Below are 19321 nucleotides of genomic sequence, written 5' to 3'. Positions count from 1 at the left end.
GTTTTCTGATTTTGACATACACCGCCCGCCAACGGGGGCTGTCCGGATGGCGAGATGTGCAGATCACACCGGACATGGCGGCTTTGCGGAAAGATTTGGGCGGCACTGGTACGGGTGATGTGCGTCGCTTCGCGGAGCGGGGGCTGGTGAGCATCCGGCCGCGGGATTAGCTTCGTGACTATGTTCGCTGCCTATGCCACCCGTTTCGACCGTGATCAGCCGCTCAGCGGGCTTGAGTTGGGGGAGCGTCCCGAACCGGACGCGCGGCCGGGCTGGACGGTCGTGAACGTCAAGGCCGCCTCCATCAACCACCACGACCTGTGGTCGCTACAGGGTGTCGGGCTGAGCGAGGAGAGCCTGCCGATGATCCTGGGCTGTGATGCGGCCGGGGTCGACGCGGACGGCAACGAGGTCGTCGTGCACTCGGTGATCGGGCAGTCGGGGCACGGGGTCGGCCCGCGTGAGCCGCGCTCCATCCTCACCGAGCGCTACCAGGGCACGTTCGCCGAGCGGGTCGCGGTACCGGCGTGGAACGTCCTGCCGAAGCCGAAGGAGCTCTCCTTCGAGCAGGCGGCCTGCCTGCCCACCGCCTGGCTGACCGCGTACCGGATGCTGTTCAGCAACGCGAACGTACGGCCCGGTGATGCGGTGCTGGTGCAGGGCGCGGGCGGCGGCGTCGCGACCGCCGCGATCGCCCTGGGCAAAGCGGCGGGTCTGCGGATCCTCGCCACCAGCCGGGACGCGGCCAAGCGCGCTCGGGCCGTGGAACTGGGCGCGGAGGAGGCCTTCGAGCCCGGTGCGCGGCTGCCGCACCGGGTGGACGCGGTGATCGAGACGGTGGGGGCGGCCACCTGGTCGCACTCGGTCAAGTCCCTCAAGCCGGGCGGCACGTTGGTGATCTCCGGTGCGACCAGCGGGTCGAGCCCGAAGTCGGCCGAGCTCAACCGGATCTTCTTCCTGGAACTGAAGGTGGTCGGCTCCACGATGGGCAGCAAGGAGGAGCTGGCGGGTCTGCTCAGCTTCTGCGCCGCCACCGGGGTGCGGCCGGTGATCGACTCCGTACTGCCGCTGGACCAGGCCCGCGAGGGCCTGCAGAAGATGGCTGGCGGCGATCTGTTCGGCAAGGTCGTGCTGACCGTCTGACGCCGTCCGGGGCGGCGGTGCTCTCATCAACGGTCCACCGACCGCCGCCCGTTGGCGAAGCACCGCCCCCGGCGCGAACCCGTCGCGCCGGGCCGAACCGTCAGGTCATGGCCGCGGCGGCCGCAGCACCACCCCGATGTGCGCCGCCGCCGTGGACAGATGGCGGCGTACGTCGCGCAGTTGGCCGGCGTCCACGCCGTGGTCGCGGGCCGCGTCCCGGATGTCGTCGCGGAAGCGGTCCAGCAGGCGCTCCAGATCGCGGCCCGGGTTCGTGGACGAAATGTCGTCCTCCACCGCCCACTCCGGTGCGTGCTCCGGCGCCGGCTCCGGCCTGACGTACGACGGCCGGGGGGTGTGCGGGACGTCCTCCATCGTGCCCTCCGCCGCGGGGCCGGGTGTCGCCTGCGGTGGCCGGGGGCCGCGCGAGGCGTCGTCCGCGGGCTTGCCGAAGCGGCTCATCTCCCGGCTGAACTGGGCCAGCCCCTCCTTCATCGCGCCCTGCCAGTCGCCGCGCCGGGCATGCTCCTGCACCTCGTCCTGCACCCTGCGGACGATCCGCTGGACCTCCTCGCGGGCGAACGCCTGTGCCTCCTGGGCCTGTTCGCGGGCGTTGCGCGCCTCCTCCCTGGCCCGGCGGCTCTCCTCCTTGGCCCGCTGCGCCTGTTCCTGCCACTCCTGCTTCATCCGGCGGAAGTCATGGGCCGCGGAGTCCCGAGGGGTACTGCGGGCCTGCTGGGCGGCCTCGCGGATCTCGCGGCGCAGATCGCTCGCGGAGCCGCGGACGTCCTCCCGGATCTCGGCGGCCAGTTCGGAGACCGAGTCCCGGATCTCCTGTTCCAGATCGGCCAACTCGCTCTGACGGGCGGCGAGTTCCGCTCTTCCGGCGTCGGTCAGCGAGTAGACCTTGCGGCCGCCCTCGGTGGTGTGGGTGACCAGGCCCTCCTTCTCCAGCTTGGCCAGCCGCGGGTAGACGGTCCCGGCGGACGGCGCGTACAGGCCCTGGAAGCGCTCCTCCAGCAGCCGGATCACCTCGTAGCCGTGCCGTGGCGCCTCGTCCAGCAGCTTGAGCAGGTACAGCCGGAGTCGGCCGTGGGCGAAGACGGGGGCCATGTCAGAGGTCCTTCCGCAGCGAAGGGGCGTCGGCCGGTTCCAGCGGCGGCCTGCGCAGCAGCGCGATGGCCCCGGAGACGGTGGTGGCCTTGAGCTGTGCGGCGCCCTGGCCGATCTTGCCCGCGATCCGCTTGGCGCCCCACAGGTCGGTGACCCGCAGTTCGTCGAAGGCGCAGGAGACCGGGCCGCTCGCCGTGTTGGCGTCGACCTCCGCGTCGCCCGGCTCGGGGATGCGGATGGCGATCTCACCGGAGACGGTGTTCAGCCGTACGGCGGCGCCCGCGGAGGGGTCCAGGTCCAGCACCATGTTGCCGCTCACCGAGTCGGCGTTGACCTGGGAGCCGGTGCCCTCGACGACGGTCAGGTCACCGGAGACCGTGCTGACCTTGAGGTCGCCGGACAGGGCCTGGGCCTCGACGTTGCCCGAGACGCTGTCGGCCTGCACCGGTCCGGTGAGCCCGACGAGGGTGGTGTCCCCGCTGACGCCGTGCACCGCGGTGTGGCCGCAGACCCCGGAGACCACGGCCGCGGCGCTGACCACGGAGAGCTCCACCCGGGTGTCCGCGGGGACCGCCAGGGAGACCACGGCGTGCCGCTTCCAGCTCTTGCGGTCGAGCCAGCCGAGCAGCCCCTTACGAGGCAGGTCCTCGTAGGCGACGGTGAGCGTGCCCGCGTCGTGGGTGACGATCAGCGGCGGGCCGTCGATCTCGGAGACCTCAAGGCGGGCGGAACTCTCGTCCGTTCCGACCACATTGACCGTTCCGCCGACGATGCGGACGTGCAGAGCGGTGACGGAGCCATCGAAGTTGATCTTCTCTGGTTCCGGCACGGTCCACGCTTGCGCTGACATCCGGGCCTCCCGAGTCCGAGTAGACGCAACATATCGCGTCCTCCGCTCAACACGATATATCGCGTATCGGGAAAGTCAAGGGAGGCCCGGAGACTGTCATTCCTCTTCGTCGTCCAGCCGTGCCAGCCAGGTCGCCAGCCGCTCGACCGGAATTTCGAACTCGGGGTTGAGGTCGACGAACTCACGCAGCCGCTCGGCCAGCCACTCGAAGGTGACCTCCTCCTGGCCGCGCCGGTCCTCCAGCTCCTCGATGCCGCGGTCCGTGAAGTACAAGGGGTGCTCCAGATCAGAAACAGGGACGTTTCCGGCCAGCTTAAAACCGCCTGGCCGAACCTTCGTACACAGGCCCGACGGCTTCCGGCGTCCCGCGCTCCGGCCGGTGGCCCGCCCCTGGCCCCCCGGCGGCGGAACCCCTCACTTCCAGGGGGGCGCTTCACGCCATTCTCTTATTTCTCACGCGTCTGGCGACTAACCTGATCTTCCACCACGTCGCATACGGCGCGGGCCAGTTGTCCCGCCGGGAAGTGCAGGGGGCCATGGGGGAGCAGGTTCAGCGCATCGAACTGCCGGACGGCACCGAAGTATGGGCCCGGCTGTCCGTGGACGCGCTCGCGGACGGTGAGGAGTACGGGGACTACGAGGACGTCGGCGCCCTCGACGGCGTCGTCGCCAGGGTCCAGCAGCTACGCGGGCTGATCACCGGCGTCGCCGCCTCGGTACGGGACGCGGCCGCGCAGGCCGCGCCGGACGAGGTCAGCGTGGAGTTCGGGGTGGAGCTCGCGGTCAAGTCCGGCGCGATCGTCAGCGTGCTGGCCGACGGTGAGTCCAGGGCGGCGCTGACCGTGACGCTGACCTGGCGGGACCGCTTCGGCCGGGAGGCCGAGCCGGACCGGCCCGCGGTGGCGCACCCCAGGTCGTCGATGAGCGGGATGCCCGGTATGACACCCATGCCGCCGACCCCGCCGTCACCATGAGCACCGGACTGCGCCCCGCCGAGGCCGAGGCCCGGCTGCGAGAGCTGGCCAGGGAGGTGGCGGTCGCCATCCTGGCCGCGCCCGACGACGCGGCGGAGTTCTGGGGCAGCGGCTTACTCGTCGCCCCCGAGTGGGTGCTGACCTGCGCGCACGTCCTGGTGCGCAGGGACGGCCGGATGGGGCGCAGGAGATGGGCGGGCGACACGGAGATCGGGGTACGCGTCGGCGAACGCGTGGTGTCCGGCCGGGCGGTGTACGCACTGCCCGCCCCCGAGGAGATGACCGGCTGGGAACTCGGCGACGAGCGCGAGTACGAACTCGCCCCCGACCTCACCCTGATCAGGCTGACCGAACCGGTGGCGCACGGCTGCGCCTGGTTGAGCGACCGCGCCATTCCGCCGGTCAGCGGGCGGGTGGCGGCCGTCGGCTGGCGCAGGCCCGCGGACACCATCGACCCGTGGGACGGCACCTGCACCGTGCCGGGCAACGACCGGATCGATGTGTTTCGGCTCGGCCCCGACTCGGAGATCCCGGCCGGGGTCTCCGGCAGCCTGGTGGTCGACCTGGCGCACGGCCGGGTCGTCGGTGTGGTCAAGGCGCGCCGCCGCAGCCGCGACGGCGGCAAGGCGGTGCTGCTCACCGCGCTGCGCGCGCTGAGCGAATCCCCGCCGCTGGTCCCCGAGTTGGCGCTCGAATCCGACCCCTACCAGGAGCTGGTCCGCGGCCATGACCGCTGGCACTACGGACAGCAGCAGCCCCGACGGCAGGCGCGCGGCACCTGGATCGACGTCCAGGGCCAACTGTCCGACGTGATAGGCGAGTGGACGCCGTTCGACCGGGCCAGGGCGCTCGGGCTGCTGGCCGAGTTGCCGCCGCCGTGCAGCGGGGGCGTGGTGCAACGGCTGGTCGAGCGGGTGCTGGGGCCGGGCACCGTGCACGATCCGCTGCCGGTCGCCTGGCGGGACGGCCACGGGCTGCTGTACGAACCCGATGACGGCAAGCAGTTGCTCGCCTTCGTCACCTATCTCGTGCTGGTCGCCGAGGAGGTACGGGCGCAGGATCCGGCGGGCGCCGCCGCGCTGCTGGAGTTCGCGATGAGCCGGGCGATCTCGCTGCCCGCGCCGGACCGCAACCAGCTGGTGGAACTGGGCGATGCGGTGGCGTCCCCGGATGCCGACGGGCAGGCCTCGGTGCTGGTGGCGCTCGCACCGGTGGTCTGGAAGGAGGACCGGCCGGTCCGGTTCCGCTGGGAGATCCAGCTGGTGCGCTCAGCGCACGACCGGCAGATCACCACGGTCTGCGACGAGCGGGAGGGGGTCGCCTTCGAGGAGGCGGTCGCCCAGGTGCAGGAGCCGCTGGCGCTCGCGCTGGACCGGGCGGACGAGTCCGGCCGCCCGGCGACCGTGGAAATCGCCCTGCCCGTCCACCACTTCGACACCGCGGCCCAGCTGTGGATCCCGGGCGGCCAGCGACAGTCGCACCGCCCCGCCCGGCCCATGGGGTCCCGGCGACCGGTGGTGGTCCGGGACGTGGAGCGGGTGCCGCCCACCGCCGAGTGGCTCGGCAGATGGAGCGGCATCTCGCACAGCACCGGTCTCACCCCGCTGCCCCTGCAGGTGCTCGACCGCAGCCCGGGCTACGAGAAGCTGCGCAACGCCCCGGTGGAGTCGGTGCCGGTGCTGTGCGGCCCGGTGGGCGGCGGCGAGGGTCTGCAGACCATGTTCGACGTACTGGACGCGGGCCACGGGGTCGCGCTGTGGAGTGCCAACCCGCATCCGCCGGACGCCTGCGGACCGCAGTGCGCCGTCTTCCGGCGCGAGGCGGAGCACCTGCTGGCGGGGGTCGCGGGAGCCGCCGAACTCCCCGAGGCGGTCAGGGTACTTCGGGCCCGCACCCATGACCTGCGGGACATCCCCGGCTCCGGCGCCGAGCCGCTGTGGGCCGAGCATCTGGTACTGCTCTACGACGACGCGGACACGCCACTGCCCGGCTTCGGCCAGGCGGACGGGGGCGCACGGTGAGTCAGGCTCCGCGGGCAGCGTGCCACCGTACGCGTCCGGAAACCACTGTTGGCCGTCCGATTGCTGGGTACTGTCATAAAGGGAGGAGCGCGAAGTGAACGAGTGGCTCATCTACCGAGGAACCGGTCGCCCCCATGAGGGCATCGACCGGTTGCCGGGTCCGCCGCCGTGGCGCAATTTCGACGGCCACCCGCTCGTCAGCCCGCCCGCGCCGATCGACACCGCCTCAACGCGGCGGCTCGGACTGCAGCAGGACCTCGCCGAGCAGTACCGGCCGGGCCCCACCGAACTCGAACTGATCAACGCCGCACTGTACTTGCGCAGGCCCCTGCTGGTCACCGGCGAGCCCGGCAGCGGCAAGAGCACCCTGGCCCACGCCGTCGCCCATGAACTGGGCCTCGGCCGGGTCCTACGATGGCCCATCGTCAGCCGTACCGTACTGCGCGACGGCCTGTACCAGTACGACGCGCTGGCCCGGCTGCAGGACCTGCAACTCGCCCGTACCGCACCGCAGCAGGACGCCGACGAGCCCACCGCGGACGGCATCGGCCGCTACATCCGGCTCGGCCCGCTCGGCACCGCCCTGCTGCCCGCCGCCAAACCCCGTGTACTGCTCGTCGACGAACTCGACAAGAGCGATATCGACCTGCCGAACGACCTGCTCAACGCCCTGGAGGAAGGCGAGTTCGCCATCCCCGAGCTGGAGCGCATCGCCGACCGGCACCAGGGAGTCGAGGTACAGGACGACGACGGCGGCCGGGTCGATGTGCACGGCGGCCGGGTACGCTGCCGCGCCTTCCCGTTCGTCGTGCTGACCAGCAACGGGGAACGCGACTTCCCGGCACCGCTGCTGCGCCGCTGCATCCATCTGCGGCTCGGCACGCCCGACGAGGAGCGGCTCGCGGCGATGGTGCGGGCGCACTTCGGGCCCGAGGCGGCGGAGCACAACGCGCCCATCATCCGGCAGTTCCTCGACCGCAGGCCGGGGGAGCAGCGCTCGGCCGACCAGTTGCTGAACGCCATCTACCTCACCCAGCAGGCCAAGGACGAGGACCTCGGCACCCGGGAGCGGCTCGCCGACGAGCTGATGCAGCCGCTCAACCGGATGAGGTGATCCGCGATGGCCACCGGGTCGGATCCGTATCCACAGCTGATCGCCCGGCTGCGGGCCGCGGGGATCGCTCCGGACGCCGAAGGGCTCGCCGACGCCGTGTGGTTGGCGCGCACGATGGGCGGTCCGGTCGGCTACCCGTACTCGGCGGACGGCGACCATCGGGATCCGGCCACAACCGGTGAACCACTCGGCGGGCCGCCGTCGTCCCCGCCGGTGGCCGAGCGTGCGGGCGCCCGGACCGCCGGGGACGATGACGACGACCGCAGGGTGCCGGTCCATCCGGTGCGCCTCGCAGAGTCGTTGACGTTGGAGGAGGCCACCCAGATCCGGGTGCCGGTCGCCGCCGCCTTCCCGGGACTGCTGCCGCTGGAGCGCGCGCTGCGGCCGTTGCAGCGGTACCGGCCGCGGGTCCAGCCGGTGCGCGGTGCGCTGGACGAGACGGCGACCGCCGAAACCAGCGCCCGCAGCGGACAGATCATGCCGGTCTTCGAGGAGGTACGGCGCAGGGAGGCGGCGCTGCTGCTGATCATGGACGACTCGCCGTCCATGGTGGTCTGGGACCAGATGCTCCAGGAACTGCGAACGGTCTGTGAACAGGTCGGCGCCTTCCGCGATGTCTCGGTCCAGTACCTGCGCCCGCGCCCCGACGGCCAGCCGGGAGTCTCGGCGGGCCGTGGCGGCGGTGAACCGCTGGCCTCCGCCGACCAGTTGCGCGATCCGACCGGGCGTACGGTCACCCTGTTGCTCAGTGACTGCTCCGGTGCGCTGTGGCGGGGCGGCGTCACCCAACGGCTGCTGCACCGCTTCGCGCGCACCGGACCGGTCGCCGTCCTCCAGCCGCTGCCGCAGCGGATGTGGCCGCGCACGCTGCTGCCGGCCGAGCCCGGCCTGCTGCGCGGCGCGGGCGGGGCGGGCGGGCGGCTCGACTTCGTACCGCGCCGCCGCCGATCGCAGCCGCGGGCGCCCGGGGCGCTGGCCGTTCCGGTGCTGGCACCCACCCGCGCGGCACTCGGTGCCTGGGCGCGGGCGGTTTCCGGAACCGCGCCTTCCGCGCTGGACGCCTCGGCCGCCTGGGTGCACGACCGCCACGAAGGCGCCCCCGGACAACGGCAGTTCACCCAGCGCACGGCGGAACAACTGGTCCAGGAGTTCCAGGCGGTCGCCTCCCCGGCCGCCCAGCATCTGGCCGTGTACCTGTCGGCGGCCCCGCTCGCCTACCCCGTGATGCAGCTCGTACAGCGGGCGATGGTGCCGCAGACCGGCCCGGTCGAGATGGCCGAGGTGCTGCTGAGCGGTCTGCTGCTACGACAGGAGGAGCAGATCCGCGAGGCCGCCTTCGAGGACGGCGGGCGCCGCGACGGCGGACCCTGGTACGAGTTCGCCCCCGGCGTGCAGGACGTGCTGCTGCGCAGGCTCGGGCTCGGCGAGGCATCGCTGGTCCTCAAGCACTGCTCGCTGTACGTGGAACGGGTCTTCGGACGGCGGGCCCGCAACTTCCCCGCGATGGTGGTGGGTTACCTCTCCGGCGGGGCCGGTCCCGGCGACTCCGGAGAGTTCGGCACCGTACCGGTACCCACACCGTTCGCCGAGGTGCCGCGGAAGGTGCTGCGCCGCTTCCAGCCGGGCGGAGTCGGTCCCGTCGAGACCGACCTTCCCTCGGACACCGGCCCGCAGGCCGCCGTGACACCACCCGGCGGGGTCTTCATCGGCCACCAGGGGCGGGTGGTGGACACCGCCCGCGACCGGCTGATCCGCTTCCAGGAGCACGGCACCATCCGTGACCTGTGGGAGGCGATACGCCTGCTGCGCACCGCGCCCGCCGACGACCGACTGCCGCGCCGGACCGTGCCGTTGCGGACGCTGCTCGCCGAGTGCCTGCTGAGCCTGTGGGAGAGCGGGCAGGGCGACGGCGCGCTGGCGGAGGCCGAGCAGAACGCACGGCTGGCGACCGAGTACGACGCCGACGCGGGGGTGCTCGCCGCGGACGCCGCCCGCGCCCATCTCGTGCTCGGCCGGGTGCTGCGGGCGGCGGCCGGACAGCAGGAGCGGCCCGAGCGCAAGGGCCAGCTGCTGGCCGAGGCCGCCGACAGCCTGGAGCGGTCCCACCGGCTGCTGCGCGGCGAGCCGCACGGGGTGCTGGAGGCGCAGCTGTGCGGAGTCGAGGTGGCCAAGGAACGGTACGCCCTCAGTGGCGACCGCCATCTGCTGATCGGCGCCGCGCTGCGGCTCGACGAGGTACTGGGTTCCTGGCCGTACCGTGAACCGCTGCCGGACGAGGCCCAGGTGGCCAGGGGCGGGCTGCTGCTCGCACTGTCCGGCGACGCCGCGCTGCGGGGCGCCGCGGACGAGGCGCGTTCGCTGGCACTGCGCGCGGTCGCCGACTTCGAGGCGGTGGCCGGGACCGGCGCCGCGCCGGACCCGTCGCCGTTCGTCTGCCAGGTGCTGCTGCAGTTGGCCGCCGCCCGCGCCGCGGCCGCCGGTGACCCGGGCGCGGCGGACGCGCTGGCCGAGCTGCGCCGGGCGCTGGCGGTGGCCGACGCGCTGCCGGACCAGCCGGAGCTGACGCTGGAGTGTCTGCGGCGGCTCGGCCGGGCCCATGAAGCGCGCTACACGCACACCGCAGACACCGCGGAACTGACCGCCGCCGACCGGGCGTTCGCCCGCGCCCAGCGCCTGGTGCCCATCGACGACCCGGACCGTGCCCAACTGCTGGTGGAACGCGGCAGGGTACTGGTGGAGTGGGCGGCGCTGGGCGGCGGACTGGCGGTCGCCACGGACGCGGTACGGGTGCTGCGCGAGGCGCTCGCACAGACACCGGAGAGCCATCCACTGCTCGCCGAGCGGCGCCTGCTGTTCGGGCGGGCGCTTCGCGGGCGGCGGGCGGCGGGCGGCGCCCAGACGGACCTGTACGAGGCCGAGTGGATACTGGAGCGTGCCGCCCGCGGTGCCCAGGAGACACGGCAGCAGCCCTCCGGCACCGGGGACGCGGTGGCGGCCCGGGCCTGGCTGGAGCACGGCGGGGTGCTGCTGGAGCTCGCGGAGGGGCCCGGCGCGGCGGGGAAACGGGACCAGGCGGCGCAGTCGTTCCGCCGCGCGGCGGAGAGCGCGCTGCGCGCGGGTGAACTGCTGCTCGCCGCCCAGGCGTACCATCAGCGCGGCACCGTACTGGAGCGCACGGCGGGGCGGGCCAGGGCACTGGAGGCCTACCGCACCGCATGGGAGTTGTGGCAGCGTTCCGGGGCGGCCGGGGGACCGCAGGCCCGCTCCACCCGGGAGCGGATGCTGGCGTTGGAGGAACCGGAGTGATCAACGGTTGGGGGCCCGGGGGCCGTCCTTCGGACACACGCAGTGGCGATGCGGGTCGGCAGCCGCTGCCCGACTACGGCGGTGCCGACGTCGACGATCTCGCCGAACGTACCGCCCATCCGGTGCTGGGCGCGGTGCTCGCCGGGCTGCGCGGCAGAGCGCGGCACGCCGGGGAGGCTGTCGCATACCACGAGGACTCGCCCAGCGTCTGATCACTTTCCGGCCCTTGTCGGGGTGGCGTGCGGGGGGAATCGGTCAGTTGTCGGTCGAATACGTTTGCGGCAACCGCATTGCGGCCATGCACGTTTCATGAGTGAGGTCGACGGATCAGCCTTCGCCCCCTGGCCCCTCACCGCACTCGACGTACCGGCACTGCGTGCGGCGGGCAGGCGGCCGGTCCCCTTGCGGCAGTTCGTGCTGAAGGTGCACAGCCGCTGCAACCTGGCCTGCACCTACTGCTACATCTACCAGGGACGTGACCGCAGTTGGCGGGACCGCCCGGCGCGCACCGCCGCCGCCACCATGCGCCGCACCGCCGAGCGGATCGCCGAGCACGTGCACCGGCACGAACTGGCCGAGATCCGGGTGGACATGCACGGCGGAGAACCGCTGATGACCGGCCCCGGCACGGTACTCGAGTACGCGGACGCCGTACGCTCGGCGCTTCCGGCGGGCTGTACGGCGCACATCACCGTACAGACCAACGGCACCCTGCTCACCGACCGCACGCTGGAGCGGCTCAGCGCCGCGCGGATCCGGGTCGGGCTGAGCCTCGACGGCGGTACGGCCGCGCTCAACTCCCGCCGTACGGACCATGCCGGACGCTCCTCCTGGCCCGCCGCCTCCCGCGCCGCGCGGCTGCTCGCCGACCGCCCGGACCAGTACGCCGGGCTGCTGTGCACCATCGACCTGGCCACCGATCCGGCGAAGGTCTACCACTCGCTGGCCGCCCTGCGTCCGCCCAGCCTCGACCTGCTGCTGCCACACGCCAACTGGTCGACCCCGCCACCGGGGTTGCCGACCGGTGCGCCGCGGACCGCCCGTGCCGTGCCGTACGGCGACTGGCTGGCCACCGTCTTCGACCTGTGGTGGGACGGGCGGCCGGACGGACCGCACCTGCGGATCCGGTTGTTCACCGAGATCATCGCGCTGCTGCTCGGCCTGCCGAGCACCACGGAGTCGGTGGGTCTGTCACCGAGCGCCGCGCTCGTCGTCGACACCGACGGGGCCATCGAACAGGTCGACTCGCTCAAGACCGCGTACGAGCACGCCCCCGCGACCGGCCTCGACGTCTTCCACCACACCTTCGACCAGGCCCTCGACCACCCCGGGGTGGCCGCCAGGCAGCTCGGCGCCGACGGTCTCGCCGCCACCTGCCGGAGGTGTCCCGTGGTGCGGGTGTGCGGCGGCGGCAACTACACGCACCGGTACCGCGTCGGCAGCGGATTCCGCCATCCCTCGGTGTACTGCGCCGATCTGGAGCATCTGATCCGGCACATCGCACGTCGGCTCGATGCGGCACTTCCGTCCCGCGATTCCGTTACGCTGCCTGACAGGGGGTCATTTTCCCAGGCGGACAAGGGTTTCAGGTCGTAGGGTCAAGAGGCAGAGGGAGACGGTCGTATGGCCGAGCAGACGCAGGTCCGCGGCCCCCGCGAGCACTTCACCATCAGCTACGCGGGATTCAACCGGCCCTGGGCGGCCTGGATCGCGCACCGGCTGGAACGGCAGGGCCACGGCACGGCGATGCTGCGCTGGGACCCGCCGGTCGAGATGCCGCTCGCCGAAGCGCTCGGCAACCTGTTGATGTCTCCGGGACGGGTGCTGCTGGTCCTCGACGACTGGTACTTCTCGCTCGGCCCGCGCAGTGACGCGGAATGGACCGACGCTCTGCACAGCGTCGTACCGCCGCACACCGACCGGTTCGCCGCGGTCAGTGTCGCCACCCGGGCGCTGCCGCCCACCGCCGCCCCGCTCAGCCCGGTCGATCTGCGCGACCTCGACTCGCGCGAGGCGCAGCGCAGGATCATGCGGCGCCTCGGCATCGACGGCGACGTGGCCCCCGACGGCGAACCCGATCCGGCGGCGCCGCGGTTCCCCAACGACCCGCCCGCGGTGTGGAGCCTGCCGCGCCGCAACGTCCGCTTCACCGGGCGGGACACCGCGCTGGAGACGCTGCACGAGCGTTTCACCGCGGGCGGTCGCGGCGGCGCGCGGTGCTCGCTGCGTGGGATCTCCGGGGTCGGCAAGTCGCAGATCGCCGCCGAGTACGCGCACCGCTTCGCCAACGACTACGACATCGTGTGGTGGGTGAGCGCCGGATTCCGGGCCACCGCCCGCGAGCAGTTCGCCGCCCTCGCCCCGCGGCTCGGCCTGGAGACCGGCACCGAGCTCGGCGACCGCATCCGCGCCGTCCACGAGGCGCTGCGCACCGGCACCCCGTACCGCAAATGGCTGGTGATCTTCGACAGCGCAGATGACATGGAGCAGATCGAGGACCTGCTGCCGGAAGGCAACGGGCACGTCCTGCTCACCACCCTCACCCAGGACTGGGCGGCGACCGGAACCGTCTCGGAGATCGAGGTCCGCCCCTTCGAGCGGGTCGAGTCCATCGCCTACGCCCGCCGTCGCGCCGAACGGCTGACCGCCGAAGAGGCCGACCAACTCGCCGACGCGGTACAGGACTTGCCGCTGCTGCTGGCGCAGACCTCGGCATGGCTGTCCACCAACTCGATGTCCGTCAAGGACTACGTCGACCTCATCCGGCGCGGCAGCCCCAGCCAGATCGCCATCCGGATCTCCCCCGACTACTCGATGGGCTTCCAGACGAGCTGGTCGATAACGCTCAACACGCTCTCCGAGCGCAGCCCGGAGGCCACCGAGCTGCTGCAGCTCTTCGCGTTCTTCGCGCCCGACGCCATCCCGGTACGGCTGATCCAGACCGCCCGCCCCTCCGACCTGCCGGAACATCTCGCGGCGCTGGCCGCCGACCAGATCCGCTGGCACACCGCGCTGCGCCGGCTCTCGGAGTCCACCGCGGTCCGCATGGACTACGTGGAGACCCCGGAGCAGGACCCGGTCGTCGACACCGTGCAGATGCACCGGCTCTACCACGGTTTCCTGCTCAGCAACCTGTCCGAGGCGGAGCGCGACGAACTGTCGGCCACCGCCTGCCGGGTCCTCGCGGGCGCCGATCCGCGCAGCCCCGGCGACACCCGCGAGTGGGCCCGCTACGCGCAGCTGATCCCGCACCTGGAGACCTCGGGCGCGCTGGACAGCACCGAGCAGGACGTCCGCCAGCTGATCCTCAACTGCCTGCAGTATCTGAAGCTGCGCGGGGAGAACAGCACCGGCCTGCGGCTGTGCGAACTGACCGTCGCCCGCTGGCGGGCCGCGCTGCCGCCGCACGACCCGGCGCTGCTGGAGCTGAACCGCATGCACGCCAACATGCTGCGGCGCTGCGGTCGCTACCGGGAGGCCGAAGCGCTGGGCCGGGCGGCGGTCGAGGAACTCGCCGCGGTACGCGAGCCCGACGACCCCGAGCTGCTCTGGGCCCAGAACAGCCTGGGCGGCAGCATGATGGCGCTCGGCTCCTACGAGGAGGCCCGCCAGCTCTACGCCGCCTCGGTGGCGGTCTACACCCGGCTGCTCGGCGAGGAGGCACCGCGTACCCAGCAGGACCGCGGCAACCTGGCCCTGGCACTGGGACTGCTCGGCCGCTACCAGGAGGCGCTGGACCTGCACGGCGTCAACCTGCGCATCAGGGACCGGCTACTGCACCCGCGCCACCACCTCACCCTGCACTCCGGTCTGCAGTACGCGTGGACGCTGCGGCTGCTCGGCCGGTTCGCGGAGGCGATGTCCCGGCAGGAACAGAACGTACGGCTGCACCGCCAGGTCATGGACCAGTTCAACCCGCAGACCATGCGCGCCGAACTCAACCTGGCGCTGTGCATGCGGCGTTCAGGGGCGGTGCCCGCGGCCGAGGCGCTGATGCGCAGCGTGGTGGAGCGCTTCCAGCAGACGCAGGGGCCGCGCCACCCCGACACCTTGATGGTGCAGGCCGACTACGCGACCTTCCTGCGCGCGCACGGCGACCTCGACCACGCCCGCGAACTGGCCACCGCAGTCGCCGAGCGGTACCAGGCACTGGTCGGCAAGGACCACCCGTATGCGATCGGCACCACGGGCAACGTCGGCCTGGTGCTGTGGGAGTACGGCGAGCGGGACGAGGCGTTGGCGAACGCCGAGCGCTGCTGGCACGAGATGGCCCGGGCCGTCGGCCAGGACCATCCCTGGACGCTGGGCTGCGCCCTCAACACCTCCGGTGCCCGCAACCTCGCCGGTGACGAGGAGGGCGCGCTGCGGCTCAGCCGGGAGAACCTGGAGCTGGCCAAGGCGGTGCTCGGCGACACCCATCCGCTGACCCTGTCCTGCAAGGCGGCGCTCGCGGACGACCTGCGCTCGCTGCGCCGCTCGCAGGAGGCGGCGAAGCTGGAAGGCGAGGCCCTCCAGCAACTTAGCGAGACGCTGGGCGCCCAGCACCCGCACACGATGGCCGTTCGACGTCGGGAACGGCCTTACTGGGACTTCGAGCCCCAGCCCAACTGAGGCGGCAGGTCTCTCCTTGGGGCAAGCCCCCAGACCCCCAGGGAAGCAACCCCAACGGCGGGGACCGGCGGTGTCACAACCCACCCCGGCCAACGAAAAACGCCCCGGCCCCCGCTGAACGAGCAGCGGGGGCCGGGGCGTTGAACCGTCAAACCCTCAGCGGGAGGCGTCAGATCTCGAAGACCTCGTTCACCAGCTGAGCCTGCTCAGCCTGGTGCCGCTTGGCGGAGCCGACCGCCGGGGCCGACGAGGTCGGACGCGAGACGCGGCGCAGCCGGTCCGCGTTGTCCGGCGCCGCACCCAGGACCAGGTCCAGGTGGTCGATCAGGTTGAGCGCGATGAACGGCCAGGCACCCTGGTTCGCCGGCTCCTCCTGGGCCCACACGAACTTCTGCGCCTTGGTGAACGGCGCCAGCGCGGCCTGGATCTCCTCACCGGGCAGCGGGTACAGCCGCTCGATGCGGATCAGCGCCACGTCCTCCGCCTTGCGGGCGGTCCGCTCGGCGAGCAGGTCGTAGTAGACCTTGCCGGAGCAGAAGACGACCTTGCGCACCTTGTCCGGGTCCACCGCGTCGTCGCCGATCACCGGGCGGAAGCCGCCGCTGGTGAACTCCTCCACCTTCGAGGCCGCGGCCTTCAGACGCAGCATCGACTTCGGGGTGAAGACGATCAGCGGCTTGTGGTGCGGGTTGTGCACCTGCCAGCGCAGCAGGTGGAAGTAGTTCGACGGCACGGTCGGCATGGCGACCGTCATGTTGTTCTGCGCGCACAGTTGGAGGTAGCGCTCGATCCGGGCCGAGGAGTGGTCCGGGCCCTGGCCCTCGTAGCCGTGCGGCAGCAGCAGGGTGACGCCGGAGGTCTGGCCCCACTTCTGCTCCGAGGCCGAGATGTACTCGTCGACGACGTTCTGCGCGCCGTTGGCGAAGTCGCCGAACTGGGCCTCCCACAGCACCAGCGCGTCCGGGCGGGCCAGCGAGTAGCCGTACTCGAAGCCCATCGCCGCGTACTCGCTGAGCAGCGAGTCGTAGACCATGAACCGCGACTGGTCCTCGGACAGGTAGAGCAGCGGGGTGTAGTCCTCGCCGGTCTCCCGGTCCACCAGGACCGCGTGCCGCTGGCCGAAGGTGCCGCGCCGGGAGTCCTGGCCGGCGAGCCGGACCGGGGTGCCCTCCATCAGCAGCGAACCGAACGCCAGGGTCTCGCCCGTCGCCCAGTCGATCGTGCCGTCCTCGACACTGGCCGCGCGGCGCTGCAACTGCGGCAGCAGACGCGGGTGGACGGTGACGTGCTCGGGGAGGTTGACCTGCGACTCGGCGATCCGCTTGACGACCTCCTGGGAGATCGCGGTGTCCAGCTTGACCGGGAACTCCGGCAGCGCGGCCGGGACCTCGGCCTCGGCGGCCGGTGCGGCGGCGGCCTCGCGGACCTCGGTGAAGACCTTCTCCAGCTGGCCCTGGTAGTCCTGGAGCGCCTGCTCGGCCTCTTCCAGGGTGATGTCGCCACGGCCGATCAGCGACTCGGTGTAGAGCTTGCGCACCGAGCGCTTCTTGTCGATCAGGTCGTACATCTGCGGCTGGGTGAACGAGGGGTTGTCGGCCTCGTTGTGGCCCCGGCGGCGGTAGCAGACCAGGTCGATGACGACGTCCTTGTTGAACGCCTGGCGGAACTCGAACGCCAGCCGCGCCACGCGGACCACGGCCTCCGGGTCGTCACCGTTGACGTGGAAGATCGGCGCCTCGATCATCCGGGCCACGTCGGTGCAGTACATCGACGAGCGGGAGGCGGCCGGGGGAGCGGTGAAGCCCACCTGGTTGTTGATCACGATGTGCACGGTGCCGCCGGTGCGGTAGCCGCGCAGCTGCGACATGTTGAGCGTCTCGGCCACCACGCCCTGGCCCGCGAAGGCCGCGTCGCCGTGCAGCTGCACCGGCAGGACGGTGAAGTCGGTGCCCGCCTTGCCGATGAGGTCCTGCTTGGCCCGCGCGATGCCCTCGACGACCGGGTCGACGGTCTCCAGGTGCGAGGGGTTGGCGGCCAGCGAGACCTTGATCTGCTCGCCGTCCAGGCCGGTGAAGGTGCCGTTGGCCCCCAGGTGGTACTTCACGTCGCCGGAGCCGTGCATCGACTTCGGGTCGAGATTGCCCTCGAACTCGCGGAAGATCTGCGCGTACGACTTGCCGACGATGTTGGCCAGCACGTTGAGGCGGCCGCGGTGCGCCATGCCGATGACGACCTCGTCCAGCCGCGACTCGGCCGCGGAGTCGAGGACCGCGTCGAGCAGCGGGATGACGGACTCGCCGCCCTCCAGCGAGAAGCGCTTCTGACCGACGTACTTGGTCTGCAGGAAGGTCTCGAACGCCTCGGCCGCGTTCAGCCGGCGCAGGACGCGCAGCTGCTCCTCGCGCTCCGGCTTGGTGTGCGGGCGCTCGACGCGGTCCTGGATCCACTTGCGCTGCTTGGGGTCCTGGATGTGCATGAACTCGATGCCGACGGTGCGGCAGTACGAGTCGCGCAGCACGCCGAGGATGTCGCGCAGCTTCATCATCGACTTGCCGGCGAAGCCGCCGACCGCGAACTCGCGCTCCAGGTCCCACAGGGTCAGCCCGTGCTCGATGATGTCGAGGTCGGGGTGCTTGCGCTGCTTGTACTCCAGCGGGTCGGTGTCGGCCATGACATGGCCGCGCACCCGGTAGGAGTGGATCAGCTCGAAGACCCGGGCGGCCTTGGTGACGTCGTCGTCGTGCGCGGTGTCGATGTCCTGGCGCCAGCGGACCGGCTCGTAGGGGATGCGCAGCGACTCGAAGATCTTGTCGTAGAACTCGTCCTCGCCCAGCAGCAGCTGGTGCATGATCCGCAGGAACTCGCCGGACGCGGCGCCCTGGATCACCCGGTGGTCATAGGTGCTGGTCAGAGTCATGACCTTGGAGATGCCCAGGCGGTTCAGGGTCTCCTGGGAGGTGCCCTGGAACTCGGCCGGGTAGTCCATCGAACCAACGCCCATGATCATGGACTGGCCGGGCATCAGGCGCGGCACGGAGTGCACGGTGCCGATGCCGCCGGGGTTGGTCAGCGAGGCGGTGACGCCGGTGAAGTCGTCCATGGTCAGCTTGCCGACCCGGGCGCGGCGGACGATGTCCTCGTAGGCCTGCCAGAACTCGAAGAAGTTCAGGGTCTCGGCCTTCTTGATCGCCGCGACGACCAGTTGGCGCTCACCGTTCGGCTTGACCAGGTCGATGGCCAGGCCCAGGTTGACGTGCTCGGGCTTGACCAGCGTCGGCTTGCCGTCCTTCTCGGCGAACGAGTAGTTCATCGAGGGCATCGCCTTCAGCGCCTGCACCATCGCGTAGCCGATGATGTGCGTGAAGGACACCTTGCCGCCGCGGGCGCGCTTGAGGTGGTTGTTGATGACGATGCGGTTGTCGAACAGCAGCTTGACCGGGATCGCCCGGACGCTGGTCGCCGTCGGCAGTTCGAGGCTGGCGTGCATGTTCTTCGCGACGGCCGCGGAGGGGCCACGCAGCGTGACGAACTCCGGACCGACCGGCGCCTCGGCCGTCGGCACCGCCTTGGCCTCGGCCTTCGGCGCGGGCGCGGCGGGCGCGGGCTTCGCCGCGGGGGCGGCCGGGGCCGGCTGCTGTGCGGGGGCAGCCGGAGCCGGGGCGGCCGGAGCGGCGGGCTTGGCGGGCGCCGGGGCGGCGGCCGCGGGCGGCGTCGACGGCGCGGCCGGGGCCGCGGGCGGCGTCGTTGGCGCGGCCGGGGCGGGGGCCGCGGGGGCGGCTGCGCCGGTCGGCGGCTGCGTTGCGACCGCCGAGCCGGTGTCGGTACCCGGCTTGTAGTCCGCGAAGAAGTCCCACCAGGCTCGGTCTACCGAGTTCGGGTCCTGGAGGTACTGCTGGTAGATCTCATCGACGAGCCATTCGTTCGGCCCGAAACCGGATGCAGGGCTCTTGCCCTGCCCATCAGAGTCGGTCGAGACACTCGATGTGTTGGGGGACTGTGACGACACGGCGGCAACCGCCCTCTTCCGCTTCACAAGGTGGTGGACAGCGGAAATAAAGGCTACGCCTACCGGGCGGGTACGCGCAGGTTACGAGGGGCAGTCGTCGTGTACGTCACACCGAAAAGTTGGTTTGGCGACTGCCTTTGGCGGGAAATCGGCATTCTTTTGGGCGCCCGCACGCTGCCCGGGCAC

At 71.7% G+C, this 19321-nt stretch carries 12 protein-coding genes; 8 read left to right on the top strand and 4 right to left on the bottom strand.

Translation table 11 applies throughout. The annotated features are described in order from the left end of the window. Positions 1-180: 180 nt before the first annotated feature. Positions 181-1143, top strand: a complete 963-nt coding sequence (locus P2L57_RS02090) for a zinc-binding dehydrogenase (RefSeq protein WP_275807172.1) — start codon at positions 181-183, stop codon at positions 1141-1143. Positions 1144-1248: 105 nt separating this feature from the next. Here P2L57_RS02090 and P2L57_RS02085 read toward each other — a convergent pair whose 3' ends face one another. The 3 genes from P2L57_RS02085 to P2L57_RS02075 form a co-directional block, all read right to left on the bottom strand. Further along, positions 1249-2253, bottom strand: a complete 1005-nt coding sequence (locus tag P2L57_RS02085; protein WP_275807169.1) for a PadR family transcriptional regulator — start codon at positions 2251-2253, stop codon at positions 1249-1251. Between the two features lies 1 nt (position 2254). Further along, positions 2255-3103 (bottom strand): DUF4097 family beta strand repeat-containing protein, encoded by an 849-nt coding sequence (locus P2L57_RS02080; RefSeq protein WP_275807165.1) that lies wholly within the window; start codon positions 3101-3103, stop codon positions 2255-2257. Between the two features lie 96 nt (positions 3104-3199). Then, complete coding sequence (locus P2L57_RS02075) at positions 3200-3376, bottom strand: DUF6104 family protein (protein ID WP_275807162.1); 177 nt, start codon at positions 3374-3376, stop codon at positions 3200-3202. Positions 3377-3639: 263 nt separating this feature from the next. On the opposite strand from P2L57_RS02075, the gene P2L57_RS02070 reads away from it, so the two are divergent. The 7 genes from P2L57_RS02070 to fxsT all read left to right on the top strand — a co-directional run bounded on the left by P2L57_RS02070 (position 3640) and on the right by fxsT (position 15129). After that, a complete protein-coding gene (locus tag P2L57_RS02070) occupies positions 3640-4077 on the top strand; it encodes a CU044_2847 family protein (protein ID WP_275807158.1) in 438 nt (145 codons plus the stop codon). After that, the gene (locus tag P2L57_RS02065; RefSeq protein WP_275807155.1) at positions 4074-6098 is read left to right on the top strand and encodes a VMAP-C domain-containing protein; all 2025 of its coding nucleotides are present in this window, start codon (positions 4074-4076) and stop codon (positions 6096-6098) included. The genes P2L57_RS02070 and P2L57_RS02065 overlap by 4 nt, the downstream gene beginning before the upstream one ends. A gap of 94 nt (positions 6099-6192) precedes the next feature. Next, positions 6193-7212, top strand: a complete 1020-nt coding sequence (locus P2L57_RS02060; RefSeq protein WP_275807152.1) for an AAA family ATPase — start codon at positions 6193-6195, stop codon at positions 7210-7212. A gap of 6 nt (positions 7213-7218) precedes the next feature. After that, positions 7219-10518 (top strand): SAV_2336 N-terminal domain-related protein, encoded by a 3300-nt coding sequence (locus P2L57_RS02055; protein ID WP_275807149.1) that lies wholly within the window; start codon positions 7219-7221, stop codon positions 10516-10518. After that, positions 10515-10730: a YxD-tail cyclophane-containing RiPP peptide gene (locus P2L57_RS02050; protein WP_275807146.1), complete on the top strand. Its 216-nt coding sequence runs from the start codon at positions 10515-10517 to the stop codon at positions 10728-10730. Before P2L57_RS02055 ends, P2L57_RS02050 begins: the two co-directional genes overlap by 4 nt. A 97-nt stretch (positions 10731-10827) precedes the next feature. After that, positions 10828-12114, top strand: a complete 1287-nt coding sequence (locus P2L57_RS02045) for an FxsB family cyclophane-forming radical SAM/SPASM peptide maturase (RefSeq protein WP_275807143.1) — start codon at positions 10828-10830, stop codon at positions 12112-12114. 27 nt (positions 12115-12141) lie between these two features. Further along, a complete protein-coding gene (gene fxsT, locus P2L57_RS02040) occupies positions 12142-15129 on the top strand; it encodes an FxSxx-COOH system tetratricopeptide repeat protein (RefSeq protein WP_275807138.1) in 2988 nt (995 codons plus the stop codon). A gap of 169 nt (positions 15130-15298) precedes the next feature. Here the strand turns inward: fxsT and P2L57_RS02035 are convergent, their stop codons facing one another. Continuing rightward, positions 15299-19135 (bottom strand): multifunctional oxoglutarate decarboxylase/oxoglutarate dehydrogenase thiamine pyrophosphate-binding subunit/dihydrolipoyllysine-residue succinyltransferase subunit, encoded by a 3837-nt coding sequence (locus P2L57_RS02035; protein WP_275807135.1) that lies wholly within the window; start codon positions 19133-19135, stop codon positions 15299-15301. Between the last annotated feature and the right edge of the window lie 186 nt (positions 19136-19321).

It is taken from the genome of Streptantibioticus ferralitis (assembly GCF_029223525.1).
In the GTDB taxonomy this organism is placed as follows: Bacteria; Actinomycetota; Actinomycetes; order Streptomycetales; family Streptomycetaceae; genus Streptantibioticus_A; species Streptantibioticus_A ferralitis.
Note: the sequence above shows the minus strand (reverse complement) of the source record. Positions and strands in the feature narration are given on the sequence as shown.

Excerpts from the sequence above, each read along its gene's own strand:
- P2L57_RS02090 (WP_275807172.1), top strand. The coding sequence starts at position 181 with ATGTTCGCTGCCTATGCCACCCGTTTCGACCGTGATCAGCCGCTCAGC.
- P2L57_RS02085 (WP_275807169.1), bottom strand. The coding sequence starts at position 2,253 with ATGGCCCCCGTCTTCGCCCACGGCCGACTCCGGCTGTACCTGCTCAAG.
- P2L57_RS02080 (WP_275807165.1), bottom strand. The coding sequence starts at position 3,103 with ATGTCAGCGCAAGCGTGGACCGTGCCGGAACCAGAGAAGATCAACTTC.
- P2L57_RS02070 (WP_275807158.1), top strand. The coding sequence starts at position 3,640 with ATGGGGGAGCAGGTTCAGCGCATCGAACTGCCGGACGGCACCGAAGTA.
- P2L57_RS02065 (WP_275807155.1), top strand. The coding sequence starts at position 4,074 with ATGAGCACCGGACTGCGCCCCGCCGAGGCCGAGGCCCGGCTGCGAGAG.
- P2L57_RS02055 (WP_275807149.1), top strand. The coding sequence starts at position 7,219 with ATGGCCACCGGGTCGGATCCGTATCCACAGCTGATCGCCCGGCTGCGG.
- P2L57_RS02045 (WP_275807143.1), top strand. The coding sequence starts at position 10,828 with ATGAGTGAGGTCGACGGATCAGCCTTCGCCCCCTGGCCCCTCACCGCA.
- fxsT (WP_275807138.1), top strand. The coding sequence starts at position 12,142 with ATGGCCGAGCAGACGCAGGTCCGCGGCCCCCGCGAGCACTTCACCATC.